The 18,582-nt window shown below is 60.3% G+C and carries 23 protein-coding genes; 14 read left to right on the top strand and 9 right to left on the bottom strand.

From position 1 onward, the window contains the following. Positions 1 to 50 precede the first annotated feature (50 nt). Complete coding sequence (locus ACR0M9_RS12625; protein WP_480587907.1) at positions 51 to 629, top strand: thymidine kinase; 579 nt, start codon at positions 51 to 53, stop codon at positions 627 to 629. Here ACR0M9_RS12625 and ACR0M9_RS12630 read toward each other — a convergent pair. From ACR0M9_RS12630 to ACR0M9_RS12650, 5 genes are all read right to left on the bottom strand, one after another. Beyond that, entirely contained in the window at positions 626 to 1,576 is a 951-nt protein-coding gene (locus ACR0M9_RS12630; RefSeq protein WP_480773761.1) for a 2-hydroxyacid dehydrogenase, read from the bottom strand. The two genes, ACR0M9_RS12625 and ACR0M9_RS12630, sit on opposite strands and share 4 nt — an antisense overlap. Further along, entirely contained in the window at positions 1,576 to 1,914 is a 339-nt protein-coding gene (locus ACR0M9_RS12635) for a tRNA-binding protein (RefSeq protein ID WP_209504763.1), read from the bottom strand. Before ACR0M9_RS12635 ends, ACR0M9_RS12630 begins: the two co-directional genes overlap by 1 nt. Beyond that, on the bottom strand, positions 1,907 to 2,722 hold the full coding sequence (gene proC / locus ACR0M9_RS12640; RefSeq protein ID WP_480773762.1) for a pyrroline-5-carboxylate reductase: 816 nt from the start codon (positions 2,720 to 2,722) through the stop codon (positions 1,907 to 1,909). Before proC ends, ACR0M9_RS12635 begins: the two co-directional genes overlap by 8 nt. Before the next feature lie 39 nt (positions 2,723 to 2,761). Then, positions 2,762 to 3,262 carry a type III secretion system chaperone family protein gene (locus tag ACR0M9_RS12645; RefSeq protein WP_209598027.1) on the bottom strand — a complete coding sequence of 167 codons (501 nt, stop codon included), beginning with the start codon at positions 3,260 to 3,262 and terminating at the stop codon, positions 2,762 to 2,764. 321 nt (positions 3,263 to 3,583) lie between these two features. Next, positions 3,584 to 3,832 carry an accessory factor UbiK family protein gene (locus ACR0M9_RS12650; protein ID WP_480487580.1) on the bottom strand — a complete coding sequence of 83 codons (249 nt, stop codon included), beginning with the start codon at positions 3,830 to 3,832 and terminating at the stop codon, positions 3,584 to 3,586. A 97-nt stretch (positions 3,833 to 3,929) separates the two neighbouring features. Between ACR0M9_RS12650 and lgt the strand changes: the two genes are divergently transcribed. The 5 genes from lgt (at position 3,930) to ACR0M9_RS12675 (ending at position 8,151) form a co-directional block, all read left to right on the top strand. Continuing rightward, complete coding sequence (gene lgt, locus ACR0M9_RS12655) at positions 3,930 to 4,820, top strand: prolipoprotein diacylglyceryl transferase (protein WP_480493629.1); 891 nt, start codon at positions 3,930 to 3,932, stop codon at positions 4,818 to 4,820. Beyond that, complete coding sequence (locus ACR0M9_RS12660) at positions 4,817 to 5,884, top strand: class I SAM-dependent methyltransferase (protein WP_480773763.1); 1,068 nt, start codon at positions 4,817 to 4,819, stop codon at positions 5,882 to 5,884. The genes lgt and ACR0M9_RS12660 overlap by 4 nt, the downstream gene beginning before the upstream one ends. Continuing rightward, on the top strand, positions 5,881 to 6,639 hold the full coding sequence (pgeF, locus tag ACR0M9_RS12665; protein WP_267362960.1) for a peptidoglycan editing factor PgeF: 759 nt from the start codon (positions 5,881 to 5,883) through the stop codon (positions 6,637 to 6,639). The genes ACR0M9_RS12660 and pgeF overlap by 4 nt, the downstream gene beginning before the upstream one ends. Positions 6,640 to 6,909: 270 nt before the next feature. Then, positions 6,910 to 7,038, top strand: coding sequence for a hypothetical protein (locus ACR0M9_RS12670; RefSeq protein ID WP_267362961.1), 129 nt, complete (start codon positions 6,910 to 6,912; stop codon positions 7,036 to 7,038). Between the two features lie 330 nt (positions 7,039 to 7,368). Next, the gene (locus tag ACR0M9_RS12675) at positions 7,369 to 8,151 is read left to right on the top strand and encodes a Hint domain-containing protein (protein WP_267362963.1); all 783 of its coding nucleotides are present in this window, start codon (positions 7,369 to 7,371) and stop codon (positions 8,149 to 8,151) included. Positions 8,152 to 8,270: 119 nt separating this feature from the next. Here the strand turns inward: ACR0M9_RS12675 and ACR0M9_RS12680 are convergent, their stop codons facing one another. Continuing rightward, entirely contained in the window at positions 8,271 to 8,771 is a 501-nt protein-coding gene (locus ACR0M9_RS12680; RefSeq protein WP_480493624.1) for an Lrp/AsnC family transcriptional regulator, read from the bottom strand. A 227-nt stretch (positions 8,772 to 8,998) separates the two neighbouring features. On the opposite strand from ACR0M9_RS12680, the gene trxB reads away from it, so the two are divergent. The 4 genes from trxB (at position 8,999) to ACR0M9_RS12700 (ending at position 14,080) form a co-directional block, all read left to right on the top strand. Continuing rightward, the gene (trxB, locus tag ACR0M9_RS12685; protein WP_267362965.1) at positions 8,999 to 9,940 is read left to right on the top strand and encodes a thioredoxin-disulfide reductase; all 942 of its coding nucleotides are present in this window, start codon (positions 8,999 to 9,001) and stop codon (positions 9,938 to 9,940) included. 3 nt (positions 9,941 to 9,943) lie between these two features. Next, positions 9,944 to 10,393 carry an RES family NAD+ phosphorylase gene (locus tag ACR0M9_RS12690; protein ID WP_480773764.1) on the top strand — a complete coding sequence of 150 codons (450 nt, stop codon included), beginning with the start codon at positions 9,944 to 9,946 and terminating at the stop codon, positions 10,391 to 10,393. Positions 10,394 to 10,473: 80 nt separating this feature from the next. Then, positions 10,474 to 12,165: an adenylate/guanylate cyclase domain-containing protein gene (locus ACR0M9_RS12695; RefSeq protein WP_480773792.1), complete on the top strand. Its 1,692-nt coding sequence runs from the start codon at positions 10,474 to 10,476 to the stop codon at positions 12,163 to 12,165. Between the two features lie 196 nt (positions 12,166 to 12,361). Next, positions 12,362 to 14,080 (top strand): bifunctional sulfate adenylyltransferase/adenylylsulfate kinase, encoded by a 1,719-nt coding sequence (locus ACR0M9_RS12700; RefSeq protein WP_267362968.1) that lies wholly within the window; start codon positions 12,362 to 12,364, stop codon positions 14,078 to 14,080. A 101-nt stretch (positions 14,081 to 14,181) separates the two neighbouring features. On the opposite strand, the gene ACR0M9_RS12705 is transcribed toward ACR0M9_RS12700, so the two are convergent. From ACR0M9_RS12705 to ACR0M9_RS12715, 3 genes are all read right to left on the bottom strand, one after another. Beyond that, positions 14,182 to 15,069 carry a PhzF family phenazine biosynthesis protein gene (locus ACR0M9_RS12705; RefSeq protein ID WP_480773765.1) on the bottom strand — a complete coding sequence of 296 codons (888 nt, stop codon included), beginning with the start codon at positions 15,067 to 15,069 and terminating at the stop codon, positions 14,182 to 14,184. 92 nt (positions 15,070 to 15,161) lie between these two features. Next, positions 15,162 to 15,386, bottom strand: coding sequence for a DUF1150 family protein (locus ACR0M9_RS12710; RefSeq protein ID WP_209504776.1), 225 nt, complete (start codon positions 15,384 to 15,386; stop codon positions 15,162 to 15,164). Between the two features lie 5 nt (positions 15,387 to 15,391). Further along, positions 15,392 to 15,805, bottom strand: coding sequence for an Hsp20 family protein (locus tag ACR0M9_RS12715; RefSeq protein WP_058275530.1), 414 nt, complete (start codon positions 15,803 to 15,805; stop codon positions 15,392 to 15,394). 163 nt (positions 15,806 to 15,968) lie between these two features. Here ACR0M9_RS12715 and ACR0M9_RS12720 point away from each other — a divergent pair, with 163 nt between their 5' ends. From ACR0M9_RS12720 to ACR0M9_RS12735, 4 genes are all read left to right on the top strand, one after another. Then, positions 15,969 to 16,193: a YdcH family protein gene (locus ACR0M9_RS12720; RefSeq protein ID WP_267362973.1), complete on the top strand. Its 225-nt coding sequence runs from the start codon at positions 15,969 to 15,971 to the stop codon at positions 16,191 to 16,193. Positions 16,194 to 16,269: 76 nt separating this feature from the next. Further along, positions 16,270 to 16,755, top strand: coding sequence for a 5-(carboxyamino)imidazole ribonucleotide mutase (purE, locus tag ACR0M9_RS12725; RefSeq protein WP_267362974.1), 486 nt, complete (start codon positions 16,270 to 16,272; stop codon positions 16,753 to 16,755). Beyond that, complete coding sequence (locus tag ACR0M9_RS12730) at positions 16,752 to 17,507, top strand: NAD(P)-binding domain-containing protein (RefSeq protein ID WP_480773766.1); 756 nt, start codon at positions 16,752 to 16,754, stop codon at positions 17,505 to 17,507. The genes purE and ACR0M9_RS12730 overlap by 4 nt, the downstream gene beginning before the upstream one ends. Positions 17,508 to 17,509: 2 nt before the next feature. Then, positions 17,510 to 18,577: a 5-(carboxyamino)imidazole ribonucleotide synthase gene (locus ACR0M9_RS12735; protein ID WP_480622114.1), complete on the top strand. Its 1,068-nt coding sequence runs from the start codon at positions 17,510 to 17,512 to the stop codon at positions 18,575 to 18,577. The last annotated feature ends 5 nt before the right edge of the window (positions 18,578 to 18,582 follow it).

The following is an 18,582-nucleotide window of genomic DNA, read 5'->3' on the forward strand; positions in this document are numbered from 1 at the left end:
CATCCCTTTGCTCTCTTGTTCCTTTTGGCCGGGCGTTTTAGACCCACGCCATGGCAAAGCTGTATTTCAACTATTCCACCATGAACGCGGGCAAGTCGACCGTGTTGCTACAGGCCTCGCACAACTATCGCGAGCGCGGAATGCAGACCTATCTGATGACCGCCGCCATTGACGGGCGGGCGGGTGCGGGGCGGATTGCATCGCGCATCGGCATATCGGAGCAGGCTGACACTTTCACACCCGAAGATGATGTCTTCGCCATGATCCGGTCCCGGCTGGACAAAGGTTCCGTGGCCTGCGTTTTCATTGATGAGGCGCAGTTCCTGTCCGAGGCGCAGGTCTGGCAACTGGCCCGTGCGGTGGACGATCTGGATGTGCCGGTGCTGGCCTATGGGCTGCGCGTGGATTTTCAGGGCAAGCTGTTCCCCGGTTCTGCCGCCCTGCTGGCCCTTGCCGACGAAATGCGCGAGGTGCGCACGATCTGTGAATGCGGCCGCAAGGCCACGATGGTGATTCGTCGCGACGAGACCGGCAAGGCCATCACTGAAGGGGCGCAGGTACAGATCGGCGGGAACGAGACGTATGTCTCGCTCTGCCGCAAACACTGGCGCGAGGCGGTGGGCGACTAGACCGGGTTGGGCAGCGCCCTGCCCGCGACAAAGGCCGCCACGTTATCCAGCGCCATGTGCCCCATGCTGCTGCGCACCTCTTCGGTGGCGGTGCCCAAGTGGGGCAGCAGGGTGACGTTTTCCATTTCGCACAGGGATTGCGGCACTTTGGGTTCGAATTCGTAGACGTCAAGCCCCGCCCCCGCGATCTGACCGGTTTGCAGCGCCGTGATCAGCGCGACCTCGTCCACCACCTCGCCACGGGCGATGTTGACCAGAATAGCCGAGGGGTTCATCGCCTCAAGAATCTGCGCATTGATCAGGTGGCGGGTTTCCGCACCGCCGGGAACCGCAAGCACAAGGAAATCGACCGAAGCGGCGAGTGTTTCAAGGTCAGGTGTGAATTCCGCCGGGAAATCCAGTTGCTTGGCGCTGCGGGACTGATAGGCCACCTGCATGGCAAACCCGAAATGACAGCGGCGCGCGATGGCCTGTCCGATGCGGCCCATGCCGACAATGCCCACGCGCTTGCCGGTCACATGATGGCCCAGCATCTGCGTCGGGTGCCAGCCCTGCCACTGACCCGATCGCACCAGCCGCTCCCCCTCACCGGCCCGCCGGGCTGTGGTCAGCAGCAGGGTCATGGCGATATCGGCTGTGGCATCGGTGACCGCGCCGGGCGTGTTGGTTACGTCAATCCCGGCCGCGCGTGCGGCATCCACGTCGATATGGTTGAAGCCAACACCGAAATTGGCCAGCAGCTTGCAGCGCGGCTGACCGACCTCGGCAAAGATCCGAGCCGAGAACTGATCGCCCAATGTCGGCACAACAACGTCGTATCCGGCCAGAGCGGCCAGCATCTCCTGCCGCGCCATGGGCAGGGTGTTTTCCCGGATGGTTACATCGAAATCGGCGCGGGCGCGCGATTCGACTGCCGGTGTCATCGGACGCGTGATAAGCAGTTTCATCAGTGCATCCGCCCGCCGGTTGGTACCTTGCCGTCGGGGCCGATCAAAACGATCTCGCCGTTGTCATCGGGCAGACCCAGCACCAGAACCTCGGACATGAACTTGCCGATCTGGCGCGGAGGGAAGTTGACGACAGCCATGACCTGTTTGCCGACCAGAGTGGCCGGATCGTAATGCGCGGTGATCTGGGCCGAGGTCTTGCGCTCGCCAATCTCGTCCCCAAAGTCGATCCACATCTTGATCGCGGGTTTGCGGGCCTCGGGATAGGGTTCGGCGCGGATCACCTCGCCCACGCGAATATCGACCTTGAGAAAGTCGTCGAACGAAATTTCACTCACGCGAGAGCTCCTTGGATCGGTTGGTTGCGGCCTTGACGGCACGGTGCAGCAGGTCGGGAAAGCCGGTTTCCTGATGCATCAGCACCTCAAGCGCGGCTTGTGTGGTACCGTTCGGAGAGGTCACGTTGATGCGCAGCTGCGCGGGGTCTTCGTCGGACGCCATGGCCAGTGCCCCAGCACCGGCCACTGTGGACTTGGCCAGTTTCATCGCAAGCTCGGCAGGCAGGCCATGCGCCTCGCCCGCTGCGGCCAGGGTTTCGATCAGATGGAACACATAGGCCGGGCCGGACCCGCTGAGCCCGGTGACGGCGTCCATCTGTGCCTCATCCTCTAGGCGAACGGTCTGGCCCACTGCCGCCAGCAGGTTTTCGGCCTGTTCCATATCGGTTTCGGAGGCGTGTGCGTTGCTGATCAGTGCCGTGACGCCCTGACGGATAGCAGCGGGTGTGTTGGGCATGGCGCGAATGATCGGGGTGTCTTGGCCCAGAACGGATTCGAAGGTGGCAATCGAGGTGCCAGCCGCAACGGAAATGAACAGGCTGGACCCACCGCCCAGCGCCTGAATGGCAGGCAGGGCTTCGCCCATCATCTGCGGTTTGACCGCAACCAGCACCACGGCGGGGGATTCGGGCAACGGTGCGTTGATATTGACGCCCTGCGCCTTCAGCCAATCTGACGGGCAGGGATCGATGACCCAAACGGAAGCTGGCGGAAGGCCGTGTTCCAGCCATCCCGCCAGCATTGCGGACCCCATCTTTCCGCACCCCAGAAGCACAAGCCCCTGTTCAGCCACTCGCGTCATGTCCATTTGCCCCTCCCGCTTTACATATCGGTTCGGGGCAAAGGTTTACGCGCGGCCGTAGGCCTCTGCAATGGCCACTTGCATGGCTTCTTCTGGCCCTCTGTTGCCCCAGGTCACCAATTGGATCGCGGGGTAGTACCGCTCGGCGCTCATGACGGCGGCATTGATCATCGTGTCGATCTGGTCAGCGCTGGCCGTTTGCCCGCCTGCAAGGACCAGACCATAGCGATAGACCATCAGCTTCTGGTTTGCCCAATAGGTAAACGCGCCTGCCCAGCACTGGTCGTTCATCTTGTTGAGCAGCTCATAGAGCTGCATTTCACGCTCGGCCGGTGGTTCCATTTCGAAGCTGCACACCATGCGCAGCGTTTCGTCATAGTTGGACCAGGCCAGCGTGATCGAGTAGGTGCGCCACTGCCCTTCAACGGCCATGGCAATCTGATCGTCCCCAATGCGATCAAAATCCCAGTCGTGATGTTCGGCCAGATGCTCAACAATGTCGATCGGATGAATGTCTTCTTCGAGATACTGCTCGGAAAGGGCCATAATGCCACCTCACTAATCTCTAGCATTTCGGGGCTGGCAGCGCCCCAGCGCTAGTTGCCTGCTCTACAAACCGGGCTTCCCCCATAGGCCTGTACTAAATATGGTGCGATGTGGCGTAAGTTCTGGCAACCCTAATTATTGGGGATAACAGCAATAAGTTGTGGACAGAAGGCAACGGCGATCAAAATATTGGCGCCAGAGTCAGCTTTGTCTTGAATAAATTCTGCGACACGTCAGAATACACAGCACCGCACAATCCGGGCTGGATTGCGCGGCGGAATGCTTTGTCCGAAAATTGTGGAAACAGGGAACGCCGGGGCGTTATTTGTCCAGTTTCGCCTCGAGCGCGGCGATGCGGGCTTCGAGTGCCACGTTTTCTTCGCGCGCCTTCTGAGCCATGGCGCGCACGGCGTCAAATTCTTCACGGGTGACGAAATCGCGGTCGGCCAGCCAGCGGTCGATCATCGACTTCATCGCGTTTTCAGCCTCTTCCCGCGCGCCCTGCGCCACGCCCATGGCGTTGGTCATCAGCTGGGACACGTCATCCAGGATTTTGTTGCGGGTCTGCATATCTGTTCTCCGATCTCGCGGTTTACCTGTATATGGGCAAAGAATGGCGCGGGCTCAAGGTTGACTTGACCTGCAAACCCCGGGCAATGAGACGCACATGCAGGCTGTTCTGAATTTCCCCGATCTGTCGCCCGAACTGTTCTCGATCCCGCTGTTCGGGATGGAGTTCGCGTTAAGGTGGTATGCGCTGGCCTATATCGCGGGCATCCTGATCGCGTGGCGGCTGGCTGTTGTGGCGTTGCGCCGCCCGGCACTCTGGCCTGCGGATGGCCCGCCGATGAAGCCCGAACAGCTGGAGGATCTGGTTACCTGGATCATTCTGGGTGTGATTCTGGGCGGGCGGCTGGGCTTTGTGCTGTTCTATCAACCGGCTTATTACCTGTCCCACCCGCTGGAGATCGTGAAGGTCTGGCAAGGCGGCATGGCCTTTCATGGCGGATTGCTGGGCGTGATCCTTGCGTCGTACCTGTTTGCACGACAGCACCGTATCCCCGCCCTGTCGCTGGGGGATCTGGTTGCCTACACCGTTCCGCCCGGATTGCTGCTGGGGCGGCTGGCCAATTTCGTCAATGCCGAGCTGTGGGGCCGCCCGAGTGAGCTGCCCTGGGCGGTCATCTTTCCTGGATATGCTGCGCAGGATTGCCCCGGCGTGGTCGCAGGCATGTGCGCCCGGCACCCGTCGCAGCTGTATGAGGCCGCGCTGGAGGGGGTGTTGCTGGGGGCGGTATTGCTGTGGCTGGTCTATCGGCGCGGCGGTTTTCGCACACCGGGCCTTGTCATGGGGACGTTCCTTGCGGGCTACGGCGCGTCGCGCTTTATCGTCGAGTTCTTTCGCCAGCCGGACGCACAATTCGTATCGCCCGGCAATCCGCTGGGGCTGGCCTGGCATGTGGGCGGGTACGGGCTGACCATGGGGCAGTTCCTGTCGCTGCCGATGATCGCGCTTGGATTGTGGTTTGCCCTGCGTGCGCGGCGGCGGGCGGCATGAGCCTGACCGATCATCTGGTCGCCCGCATCCGGCAGGATGGACCGATGAGCGTGGCAGATTTCATGGGTGAATGCCTGCTGCATCCGACGCTGGGCTATTACACGACCCGTGATCCGCTGGGGGCTGCGGGGGATTTCACCACAGCGCCGGAAATCAGTCAGATGTTCGGGGAGCTGGTCGGGCTATGCCTTGCGCAGAGCTGGATGGATCAGGGTCGGCCCGCACCGTTTACCCTATGCGAGCTGGGGCCGGGGCGTGGTACCCTGATGGCCGATATTCTGCGCGCCACACGGTCAGTACCCGGATTTCACGAGGCAGCGCAGGTTGTACTGGTTGAAGCATCGCCTGTATTGAAACAGGTGCAGGCGGCAACGCTGAAGGATTACGACGCGGTCTGGATTGCAACGATCGCCGACCTGCCCGACCAGCCGCTGTTGCTGGTGGCCAACGAATTCTTTGATGCCCTGCCCATCCGCCAGTTTCAGCGTGACGGTACGGGCTGGCGCGAGCGTCTGGTGGGCGAGCGCGACGGTGGGTTGACGTTCGGACTGGGCGCGATCGGGCCGCAGGTGGCGTTGAATGATAGGCTGTCGGACACCAAGGACGGTGATCTGGTCGAACTGTGTGCTGCTGCAATTCCCATTCTGACCGTAATCGCGGGGCGGGTCGCCAGCCATGGCGGCGCGGCATTGATTGTGGATTATGGCGACTGGCATTCGCTGGGCGATACCTTGCAGGCTCTGCAAAACCACGAACATTCCGATCCTCTGGCATCGCCCGGTCAGGCCGATTTGACCGCGCATGTGGATTTTGAGCCTTTGGCCGTTGCGACCCGCGCCTGTGGGTGCAGGCATACGCGCTTGACACCGCAGGGCGTCTTCCTTGAACGGCTGGGGATCACCGCCCGCGCGCAAGCCCTGTCCAAGGCACTGAGCGGTTCCGAGCTGGATGCGCTGATTGCCGCGCATCGGCGGTTGACGCATCCTGATGAAATGGGAAATCTGTTCAAGGTGATGGGCCTTTTCCCGGCCTATGCAGCCCCACCACCAGGATTGGAACCATGACGCTGGAAATTCTGACCTCGGATCTGCTGTCGCCATTTCGCCATGGGTTCTTTACCCGTCGCGGCGGCGCGTCTTCAGGAATTTTCAGCGGGTTGAACTGCGGTCAGGGGTCCTCGGATCAAACCGAGATTGTCGCGCTGAACCGGCGGCGGGTGGCCGACGCGATGGAGGTGGACCCCGAGGCAATGGTCGCGGTGCATCAGGTTCATTCCCCGACGGTTTTGACAGTCCAAGCCCCGGTTGACGGTGAAAAACCCAAAGCGGACGCCATTGTCACAGCAACACCCGGTCTGGCCCTGACGATCCTGACGGCCGATTGCCAGCCGGTTCTGTTCGCCGATCCCGACGCGCATGTGATCGGTGCGGCCCATGCCGGGTGGCGCGGCGCGCTGGACGGTGTTCTGGAAGCGACGCTGGACGCGATGGAGGCGCTGGGAGCCGACCGCAGCAATATCTGCGCCGTGATCGGACCCAGTATTTCCCAGCGCGCTTACGAGGTGGGGCCAGAGTTTCTGGACGCGTTCCTGGCGGATTCGCCGGACAACAGCCGCTTTTTTGCCAATGGTGAAAGTGACCGCCTGCAATTTGATCTGCCCGCCTTCGGGCTGCACCGGCTGCGGCAGGCGGGAATCGGACAGGCCGAGTGGACCCGGCACTGCACATATTCCGACCCTGACAGGTTCTATTCCTATCGCCGATCAACGCACGCGAACGAGGTCGATTACGGGCGGTTGATTTCCGTCATAAGATTGTGATCTTCGTCCAGATTTAGGTGCCCTGCCACTTTTCCGCCACATTTGTTGTGTTGATTGGGCATCAGAATCGTAACGAGTTTTTGCCAGTAATCAGATCGGTATCTGACGTTCGAAAATCGGGCGCTGGCGTGTTGAGTGGGAGGTCCGTCTGACTTCATTTTTCTGTCCGCAAATCATCCCGGATAAGCCTTATCCCTGCCGCAAACCCGCGTCACAAAAGGTTCACAGAGGATGTGGGGAAATACACCCCGTTCAGAGCAGGACCAAAAAATGAAGACCAAATCACGCTTTCTGAAAGCCATGGTCGAGGCCACTCGGGACCAGAACCTGGAAATGCCGTGGAAGCGGGTAACAAGCAATTCTGTCAGGGTCGCCAGTCGCATCGCGGCACGACGCTGAGACAGAAAACCCAGAGACCAAGCTGCCGGTCTTATTTGGGTCAACGCGTATCAGGTTCGCTCCGGCCTGATGAATCGCGCGTCACGAGCGAGGGGTTCGTGACTTTTTAGGAGTTGTGTGTGTGCGGGCAATTTCGCCCGTGAAGTACGAGTTTGTCTGGGGGGTCAATGTGTTGACCATTGGAAAGCGAGATTTAGTCGCGTCGCGGGACCGTACCGGTTGCCGCCCGAGGGTCACCCATTTGTTTCAAGGCAAAGAACCAGTTCGCCGGGCGCGTCTGTACGGGGGTACGCCGCGCCTGACCGAACATTTTGAGGGGACGGAATATTAATGACTATTCCTAATTCACTGGCCCGCGCGGCCAGAAATGCTATCGAAACGTCTGTTATGCTGCGGGACGCGCCGCGGCCGGTTTCCAAGCCAAAAGCCCAGCTGCGCCGCTATGAGGTCAGCAGCCTGTTGAAGAACGGAGATGTGGTTCAGACCCGCCACATCGCACCTGCCCTGCCGATGTTTGAAGACGCGTTTTGCGCCTTCACACGTGGATCTTTGGTAGAAACGGAACATGGACCGATGGCAATCGAGGATCTGATGCCGGGGGATACGGTCCTGACGCAGGATGGCGCATCGGAAACCGTGTTGTGGAAGGGATCTGTCACGTTGATCCCCGGACGCGCGGATTCACGTGGCCGGACGCGACCGCTGACGCGGATCATGGCGGATACGTTCGGGATGCAAAAGCCAATGTCGGGTGTCATTGCTGGCCCGGCGGCGCGAATCGTGGGAACACCTGCGCATTTGCGGCACCTGCATGGGGGGCAGCCGATTCTTACACCCGTGTCCGAATTTCAGGACGGGATGGGTGTCATTGAAACAATGCCGCCCACCCCCGTTGAACTGTTTCACATTTGTTTAAAACGCCATTCCGTTATTCGCGTAGATGGATTACAGTTCGAAACATATCATCCAGGTGTGAATGCGGTTCGCATGATCAGCCACTCGCTTCGGTCGATCTATCTGAACCTGTTCGCGCATATCGAGTCGCTGAACGATTTTGGCCCGCTGCTGATGCCGCGCGCCGGAGATGGTGAGATCGACGCGATGACGGCCTGAGCATGATTGTGATTACTGCATTATGGGGGGCATCATGCAGCTGGTAATAAGTTGGGTTCTATCCCTTGCGGTGGCAGCACTGTTGCCACCAATCACCGCGCAACCAAAACGTGTTGGGGTCACGCCATCCGGTTCATACGTTCTTCCAGAACGTCGAACGGTACGCCTGGCTCGTCTTTTGCGCCGCGAATAACGAGCGATGTCTTGACGCTGGCCACGTTTGGCGTGGTCAGCAACTCGCCCGTCAGAAACTGCTGAAAGCTGCTCAGGTCAGGTGCGACGCATTTCAGGATGAAGTCCACTTCTCCGTTCAGCATGTGGCATTCGCGGACCAATGGCCATTCGCGGCAGCGACCTTCGAACGCGCGCAGTTCGACTTCGGCCTGGCTGTCCAGACCGACCATGGCAAATACCTGAACCTCGAACCCCAACTCGCGTGAGTTGACCTCGGCGTGATAACCGGTGATGAAGCCGGATTCTTCGAGTGTGCGCACCCGGCGCAGACAGGGCGGGGCCGAGATTCCGACCCGTTTTGCCAGCTCGACATTGGTCATACGACCGTCCGCCTGCAGTTCCGCCAGAATCTTGCGATCAATATCATCCAGCCGAGTCGTGACCATCAAATGCTCCTGATTTTTTCGGTTCTTATATCAGCACCCCACACGCGCGCAATAATGTTTCGCAGATGCGCAATTTTCTTTGTTTCCTTTTCGCCTTCTCCCCTAAAACCCAGGGCGCCCCGTCCCGAGGGGACCTGAACAGTAAGGGGCTTTAAGCCGGGCCGGTCGGTCGCTATATCGGGGCGACGGGCCGCGGGCCCAATTCAGGCAATTCGAGCGGGGGCACCATGGCCGACACAAGACACACCAAGGTTCTGATCATCGGGTCGGGGCCCGCAGGATACACCGCAGGCGTATATGCAAGCCGCGCCATGCTGGAACCCATTCTGGTACAGGGCATCGAACCCGGTGGTCAGCTGACAACGACGACCGAGGTCGAAAACTGGCCCGGCGACACCGAGGTGCAGGGCCCGGACCTGATGGTGCGGATGCAGGACCATGCGAAGGCCATGGGATGTGAGGTGATTGGCGATATCATTAGCGATCTGGACCTCAGCAAGCGCCCCTTCACCGCCAAGGGCGACAGCGGCACCACCTATACCGCTGATGCGGTCATTCTGGCCACAGGCGCGCGTGCAAAATGGCTGGGTCTGCCGTCGGAAGAGAAGTTCAAGGGCTTTGGCGTCTCGGCCTGCGCCACCTGTGACGGGTTCTTCTATCGCGGGCAGGAAATCGTGGTGATCGGTGGCGGTAACACAGCCGTGGAAGAAGCCCTGTTCCTGACCAATTTCGCCAGCAAGGTGACCCTGATCCACCGCCGTGATGAGTTGCGGGCGGAAAAGATCCTTCAGGATCGCCTGTTGAAGAATGAAAAGATCGAACCGCTGTGGTTCCACCAGCTGGAAGAAGTGATCGGCACCGATGCGCCTTTGGGCGTCGAAGGTGTTCGGGTCAAACATGTCAAAACCGGCGAGATCACCGAGATCCCGTGCAAAGGTGTCTTTGTCGCCATCGGCCACGCCCCTGCGAACGAGTTGGTCAAGGACACGCTGGAAACCCATATGGGTGGTTATGTCGTCACCAAACCGGGCAGCACCGAAACCTCGATCCCCGGCGTGTTCGCGGCAGGCGATCTGACCGACCATGTCTATCGTCAGGCGGTAACAAGCGCCGGGATGGGCTGTATGGCGGCACTGGATGCCGAACGGTTCCTGGCCGAACAGGACTGATGCATGCTTGAATTCTCTGGCCCTGTCTGGAGAATTCTGTTTGCGTCGCAGGCAGCGACCCCATTGCTGCCTGCCCGCGCGCCTGAGGGGCGCTTTCATCATTCCGGACAGTTCGCGCTTTATGCCTCGCTCAGCGCCGAAGGCGCTTCGGTCGCCATCCGGCGCTACGTCTCGGGTGATGATCCCGACCGCGTGATACAAAGGTTTCTGGTGGAAAACGCGCAGTTGGTGGATTACCGCGGGCAGACGGCAGCGTCGGTGATCTGGCAGGATATTCGCGCGACGGGGATCCCTTCGCCGACATGGTCTTTTTCGGATAAAGCGCGGGCAATAGGGGCGGACGGCTTGATCTACAGCTCGCGCTCGCGCCCCGACCTCAGCCATCTGGTGCTGTTTTGTGCGGACAAGATATCAATTCAATCCCAACACCCCGCGACCCACTGGCGGGCCTAGATTTGCACCCGAAGCCTTGACCTGACCGCAAACGTCCTCGCAAAGTCCAACCAAGGCGAACAGCGATACAGGTGGTATTCTTGAAGAGCGCTTTGTGGCGTGGCGGTTGGGCAGCCCGGCTTCGGATCGGCAGCGGGTTGGTTCTGTTTGCTTTCGCTTTCTTCCATTTCATCAACATCGGACTGGGCCTGTTTCACACCGATTATCTGCACGGGATGCAGGACGGTCGAACAGCGGTGACGCGGCACAGTTTTATGAGCCTGCTGCTTTATGCGGCGTTGTTCACACATGCCGGTCTGGCGCTAGCTTCGATCGCACAACGCCGGACCCTGCGCATGCCGTTCAGCACGGCGTTGCAGATTGTTCTGGGTCTGCTGATACCTTTGCAGCTGATCTCGCATGTCATCCAGACGCGGGTCGCGCACGAGATTTACGACGTCAACGACGAGATGGGGTACATCATCATCCTGATGTGGCCTAACATCGTAATTTGGATGCAAAGCGCGTTGTTGCTGATCGTCTGGGTGCATGGCTGTATCGGGCTGCATATGTGGTTACGGCTGACGAAATGGTGGTCCAGCGCCGTACCCTATCTGATCGGTGTTGCCGTCTTCATCCCCATGTTCGCCTTGGCCGGTCTGCTGACCGAGGGCCGCCGCATTTGGTTGGAATTCGCGGATGAGTTTCTGCGGGAACAATATATCGAGCATTACAACTGGCCCTCGCCCGAGGCGTTCCAGACCATGTTCACCGTCAAGGATAATGCCCTTTTGGCGTTCTGGCTCGCCTTGGCGGCCACGGGTCTTGTGTATATCGGGCGCAAGCTGTGGCGGCGCAGGCATTCGGTGCGGGTAAGTTACAGCAACGGGCCCGAGGTGGATGCCGAAAAGGGCATGACACTGCTTGAGATTTCGCAGGCACATAGTGTGCCCCATACGGCCTTGTGCGGCGGGAAGGGACGCTGCACCACATGCCGCGTCATCATCGAGGAAGGCGCTAACGCCCTGCCCCCGCCCGGCGATGTCGAGGCCCGCAGCCTGGCCGCTGTCGGCGCCTCACCGCAGACACGGCTGGCCTGCCAGATCCGCCCGACGGAACCGACCACCGTTTTCCGCGTTTTTCAACCGGATGGCGGGCGCGTTCGCGGGCATGCCAGTCAGGGGCAGGAACGGAAACTGGCCGTGCTGTTTCTGGACATGCGCGGATTTACCGCCCGCACGACGGGGCAGCTGCCCTATGATATCGTGTTCCTGCTGAACCGGTTCTTCGACGCCGTCGTGCCTGCCATCACCAAGGACGGCGGTGTCGTGGACAAGTATATGGGAGACGGGTTGCTGGCGGTTTTCGAAAAACCCGATGCAGCCGCATCCGCCAGCGCGGGGTTGAAGGCTGCGATAGATATCAGCCATGCCCTCGACCGGTTCAACGAGCAGCTTGAGGCCGAAGGCAGCCCCGGCATTCGCATCGGAATGGGCCTGCACCTTGGTGATCTGGTGTTGGGTGAGATTGGCGCGCAGGGACATGCCGCGAGAACGATCATCGGCGACGCCGTCAATGTGGCCAGCCGACTGGAAAGCGAAACCAAGGCCTTGGGGGTCGAGTTGCTGGTCTCGCAAGAGGTGTTGAAGGCTGCGGGTATGGACCTGCCGCCGGAGGGTATCCGGATGTTCCAGCTACGCGGCGTTGCCGATCCGATTCCCGCCCTGCCAGTCACCCGCGCATCCGGGCTTGCGCCGCACACGCAAAAACAGGAACAGTCATACTTTGCATGATCGGATTATCTGCTCACCAAAGAACCAGATCATCATTTTGATTTCAGAGTTGGAAATTCCTTCCAATCCGCGAGAAATCAGCGCATATCGTCCTTTGTTTCATTGACGCCAGTGGACTTCGCACGACAGTCGGTGCAAATGCCCCGAAAACGCCCTTGAATCATTGGCAACACAACACTGCGATAAGAGTATTCAGATGACGATGTTAAGCAATCTGGCCCCCATTCCCGAACTTTATGTGTCGTACGACTCGGCCCAGAAACTGAAGGTCGAAGCCGCCGACCTGACCAGTTGGGATCTGAGCCCGCGCCAGATCTGCGATCTGGAGCTGCTGATGAACGGCGGTTTCAACCCGCTCAAAGGTTTCCTGAGCGAGGCCGATTACGACAATGTCGTCGAAAACATGCGTCTGGCTGATGGCACGCTATGGCCGATGCCCATAACGCTGGACGTCAGCGAAGACTTTGCGGACAAGATCGAACTGGGTCAGGATATCGCGCTGCGCGATCAGGAAGGCGTGATTCTGGGCACCATGACGGTCACTGACCGCTGGACACCGAACAAAGCCCGCGAGGCCGAGAAGGTTTTTGGTGCCGATGACGATGCCCACCCGGCTGTGAACTATCTGCACAATGTGGCGGGCAAGGTCTATCTGGGTGGCCCCGTCGTGGGCATCCAGCAGCCTGTTCACTATGACTTCCGCGGTCGCCGCGACACGCCGAACGAGCTGCGCGCCTATTTCCGCAAGCTGGGCTGGCGCCGGATCGTGGCCTTCCAGACCCGCAACCCGCTGCACCGTGCGCATCAGGAACTGACTTTCCGCGCCGCCAAGGAAGCGCAGGCCAACCTGCTGATCCACCCGGTCGTGGGCATGACCAAGCCGGGCGACGTAGACCACTTTACCCGCGTGCGCTGCTATGAGGCGGTGCTGGACAAGTATCCCGCGTCCACCACCTCGATGAGCCTGCTGAATCTGGCGATGCGCATGGCTGGCCCGCGCGAGGCGGTCTGGCACGGGCTAATCCGCGCCAACCATGGCTGCACCCATTTCATCGTGGGTCGCGATCACGCGGGTCCGGGCAAGAACTCGGCCGGGGAAGATTTCTATGGCCCCTATGACGCGCAGGATCTGTTCCGCCAGTTCCAGGACGAGATCGGCGTCGAGATGGTCGATTTCAAGCACATGGTCTATGTGCAGGAGCGCGCGCAATACGAGCCGAATGACGAGATTCTGGACAAGGACAATGTCACGATCCTGAACATCTCGGGCACCGAGCTGCGCCGCCGTCTGGCCGAGGGTCTGGAAATCCCCGAATGGTTCAGTTTTCCCGAAGTGGTGGCAGAGCTGCGCAAGACCAAGCCGCCACGCAGCCAGCAGGGCTTTACCGTGTTCTTCACCGGCTTCTCGGGCTCGGGCAAGTCCACCATCGCCAACGCGCTTATGGTCAAGCTGATGGAGATGGGGGGCCGTCCGGTCACGTTGCTGGATGGCGATATCGTGCGGAAGAACCTGTCATCCGAACTGGGTTTCTCGAAGGAGCATCGCGACCTGAACATCCGCCGGATCGGCTATGTGGCATCCGAGATCACCAAAAACGGTGGCATCGCCATCTGCGCCCCGATCGCACCTTATGCCACCACGCGCCGCGCGGTGCGCGAAGAGATCGAGCAGTTCGGTGCCTTCTGCGAAGTGCATGTTGCGACCACCATCGAAGAGTGTGAGCGGCGCGACCGCAAGGGTCTGTACAAGCTGGCGCGCGAAGGCAAGATCAAGGAATTCACCGGTATCTCGGACCCGTATGACGTGCCTCAGAACCCTGAATTGCGTGTCGAGACCGAAAATGTCGAGGTCGACAACTGCGCTCATCAGGTGCTGCTGAAGCTGGAAAGCATGGGCCTGATCGCAGCAGGCTGAACCAGATGAATGAAACACAGCGGCCTCCGGTTTTCGGGGGCCGTTTTTGTTTTGATAGTCTGAGGCGTTCCGGGCAGTCCCTGGAGACGGGAACGGTTCGGCTACTGGGTGGCTTGTGGCAGATCAACCTGCCCGCGCATCAGGATATGCCCCTGACCGGCTACCTTGATTCCCGTCATCGCATCGGTGGGGCCAACGCGCGTGACAACAGCCTGACCGGGGCGACCCATATCGTGACCCTGTTCCGCAACGAAACTGTCTTTGGTCATCAGCCCGTATTTCCACAGATAAGCCGCCATGGCCCCGGTGGCAGACCCGGTAAACGGATCTTCGGGCGGGCTGGGCGGAGCCATAAGCAAGCGCGAGAACGTATCGCCCGCGTCGGTAGCCCCTTTTAGCGTCACGAGGAAAGGCTCGGCCATGTCCGAGCCGGAATACCCTGCCGTCGCAGCCACTTTGCGCAGCGCGTCCTCGGACAGGCGGGCCGCGCGCAAAGCGTCATGATCGCGCAGAACGGTAATACAAAAGGGCAAGCCGGTTGAAACCATCCGGGGTGGCGAGATGATGGCTTCTTGCGGCAGGCTGATCGCCTTTGCCACCAGATCGGCTGGCACATGCGCACCAAATTGCGGGGCGACCTGCGTCATTTCAATCTGTTCGCCCTGCAATCCGATCGAAACGATGCCAGCGCCGGTTTCCAGCGTCAGGTTATCGCCGGAGATCATGCCGCGCGACCGCATCGCCGCTACGGTGGCAATCGTCGGATGACCGGCAAAGGGAATTTCACGGCTGGCCAGAAAATAACGGACGCGGATGTCGGCCACGTCGGACGGGCCGGTGAATGTGCATTCGACCAGAGAGGTTTCGCGCACATAGGCCATGCAGAGCTCGGCCGAGAGACCCGCGCCGCCGTGGACCACGGCACAACCGTTGCCGCCAAATGCACGATTGGTGAAGGCGTCTACCCAGTCGAATTCAAACCAGCTCATGCAGTCGGCTCCGTTACAGGTTAAAAGCGGCAGTTTCGCCGATGCGCGTGTGTTGCGGGCAACGTTTCAGCCCCACCGGACAAAGGGGCCGTTCAGTGAACGGCCACAGGTGACAGGTCGTGCTGACGGGCCAGAACGAAGGCCAGCTTGCGGTCGGCCACAAGCGCCAGTTGCTGACCATCGGAATCGTGCACGGCATAAAGGTGATCCAGATCACCTGCCTGATCGCGCAGATCACGCGGCAGATCGGCAACGTCGACTGTTTTCACATAGACGATACGATCGCCTTCGGTGTTGATTTCAATCGGTGTATTCATTGCTCTTACCCCTTCCGTATGTTGATTGTCTGAACCACGGTTTCCGGCACGGCGCGGGTCAGATCCACATGCAGCAGACCGTTTTCCATGATCGCCTCTCCCACCTCGACCCCGTCAGCCAGCACGAACATGCGCTGAAACTGACGCGCCGCGATACCACGGTGCAGGAAGATGCGCCCCTCGCTGTCGTCGCGCTGACGGCCCCGGATCACCAGTTGGCGATCCTCGATGGTGATCGACAGATCCTCTTCGGCGAACCCGGCCACCGCAAGGGTGATGCGGTAGGAAAAGTCCGAGGTCTGTTCGATGTTATAGGGCGGGTATCCTTCATTACCGGCCTTTGCAGACCGTTCCAGAAGGCGTTCCAGCTGCTCGAACCCCAAAAGATGCGGGTATGAGCCAAGAGTAAGTTTCGACACGTATTTTCGTCCTTTATTGTCAAAGCGACGTGGTGCGCGGTCCCGTTCCGGCAACCGCTTGTTATAGAATATGGGAAGAAACCAGGATGTCCACAAGGTCTGGCGCGATAACGTCTGACACACTATCTTGTTGGGCAAGCACCACAACAAGCCCGAGTCGCCAATGAACGCGCCCACCGACCTTTCGATGAAAACCGAAGAAGTTCTGCGGGTTGAGTTGGAGGTTTTCCGCCGCCAGCACCGCGACCTTGATGAGGCGATCGAGGCGCTGCATGAAAAAGGAACGGCTGATCAGTTGACCCTTCGGCGTCTGAAAAAGGAAAAACTGCGCCTGAAAGACTTCATCCGCCTGATCGAAGATCGCCTGACCCCCGATATCATTGCCTGAACGCCCTGTACCGCATTGCCACAAAAGCGGATTTGGCTATAGTGCGCGCTCTTTCTGAGCGCGGGGACATAAGCGGATGAGCGATGTGACAGTGGGGATCATCATGGGCAGCCAGTCGGACTGGCCCACGATGAAGGAAGCCGCAGATATTCTGGATGAACTGGGCATCGCTTATGAGGCGCGTATCGTTTCGGCCCATCGCACCCCGGACCGGTTGTGGGACTATGGCAAGACCGCCGTGTCGCGCGGGTTGCAGGTGATCATCGCGGGCGCTGGCGGAGCGGCACATCTGCCGGGTATGATGGCCTCGAAAACACGCGTACCGGTGATTGGCGTGCCTGTTCAGACGCGGGCCCTGTCGGGCGTGGATTCGCTGTATTCCATTGTGCAGATGCCCAAGGGCTTTCCCGTGGCGACCATGGCAATCGGGTCCGCTGGCGGGGCCAATGCGGGCCTGATGGCAGCGGGCATTCTGGCCTTGCAGGATGAGGCCCTGGCCGCGCGGCTGGATGCCTGGCGTGACGCGTTGTCCGCCTCAATCCCCGAGGAACCGCAGGGATGAGCCGGATCGGGTTTATCGGCACCGGGCATATCGCCGCGCCGATTGCGCGGCTGATGGCCGCCAAAGGGCATGAGATCTGCGTGACAGAACGCAACGCCGAGGTCTCGGCCGCCCTGAAGGCCGAACTGGGCGTGACTATCGCGCCGCCGCAAGCGGTGATTGACGCCTCGGACATCGTGTTTCTGTGCCTGCGCCCGCATATCGCGGCCGAGGTTCTGGCCCCCCTGACCTTTCGCGCCGATCAGCAGGTTGTTTCGGTTATGGCGGCCGTTTCCGCCGAAGATTTGGCCAAGCTTTGCGCCCCTGCGTCGGATTTCGTCCAAACCATCCCACTGGGGTTCTTGCAGTCCGGTGGCTGTCCGATGGCGGCGTTCGGCAATGACCGCTTGCTGGCCGAGCTGTTTGAGCCGGAAAACCCCGTGGTCAAGGTTGCGGATGAGGTGGCGCTGAACGCGCATTTTGCCATTTGTGCCATGGTTCCCGGCATTCTGGATCTGATGGCCACCGGGGCCGAATGGCTGGGTGACGTAACCGGCGATGCGGACGGGGCCGAGTTCTATACCACGCAGTTGATGGCGGGTTTTCTCGCCGCGATGGAAAAAAACACAGCCGGGCGGTTGGCACAGGAGCGCGACGCTTTGGCGACCGAAGGTACTTTGAGCCTGCAAATGACGGGCACCCTGATCGAACAGGGCGCGCATGAGGCGCTGAGAGCGGCGCTTGGCGCAATTGGAAAACGTTTGGAGAATTGACGATGGCGGAGATGCTCGCCCAAGGTGCAGTGATCGGGATTCTGGGTGGCGGCCAGCTGGGCCGGATGCTGTCGGTGGCGGCCTCTCGGCTGGGGTTTGTCAGCCACATCTACGAGCCGGGCGCAAACCCGCCTGCCGGGCAGGTTGCGGATCGGGTTACGACAGCGGCCTACGACGATATCGACGCCTTGACGGCCTTCGCCGATGCGGTGGACGTCATCACCTATGAGTTCGAGAACATCCCGACCGAGGCATTGGATATTCTGGAAGCCCATCGCCCCATTCGTCCCGGGCGTGAGGCATTGAGGGTCAGTCAGGACCGCCTGACCGAGAAGACGTTCCTGCAGGGGCTTGGCCTGAAAACGGCTCCGTTTGCGGATATCACCGATCTGGACAGCCTGAATGCGGCCATCGAAGAAATCGGCACGCCCGCCATCCTGAAGACCCGCCGCTTTGGCTATGACGGCAAAGGACAAGCCAGATTGCGCAGCCCCGGGGATGCCGAGGCCGCGCTGGCCGATATGGCTGGTGCGCCTGCCCTTCTGGAGGGTTTTGTTGATTTCTCACACGAGGTTTCGATCATTGCAGCGCGGGGACTGGACGGTCAGGTGGCCTGTTTCGACCCGGGTGAGAATGTGCACCGCGACGGCATCCTGCACACCACCACCATCCCTGCACGACTGTCCCCTGCCCAGCGCACCGATGCCATCCTGCTGGCGGCCAATATCCTGAACGCGCTGGAATATGTCGGTGTCATGGGCGTTGAGCTGTTCGTGACACCCGGCGGGCTGATCGTGAACGAGATCGCGCCGCGCGTGCATAATTCGGGCCACTGGACGCAGAATGGCTGCGCCGTGGATCAGTTCGAACAGCACATCCGCGCGGTGGCGGGTTGGCCGTTGGGCGACGGGCAGCGCCACTCGGATGTGGTGATGGAGAACCTGATTGGCGACGATATGGACCGTGTGCCCGAGCTGGCGCGCGAACGGGACGTCGCGCTGCATCTTTACGGCAAGGCCGAGGTCAAGGCCGGTCGCAAGATGGGACATTTCAACCGGATCAAGCGGTAGAATAT

It is taken from the genome of Ruegeria sp. CH2 (genome assembly GCF_056537065.1).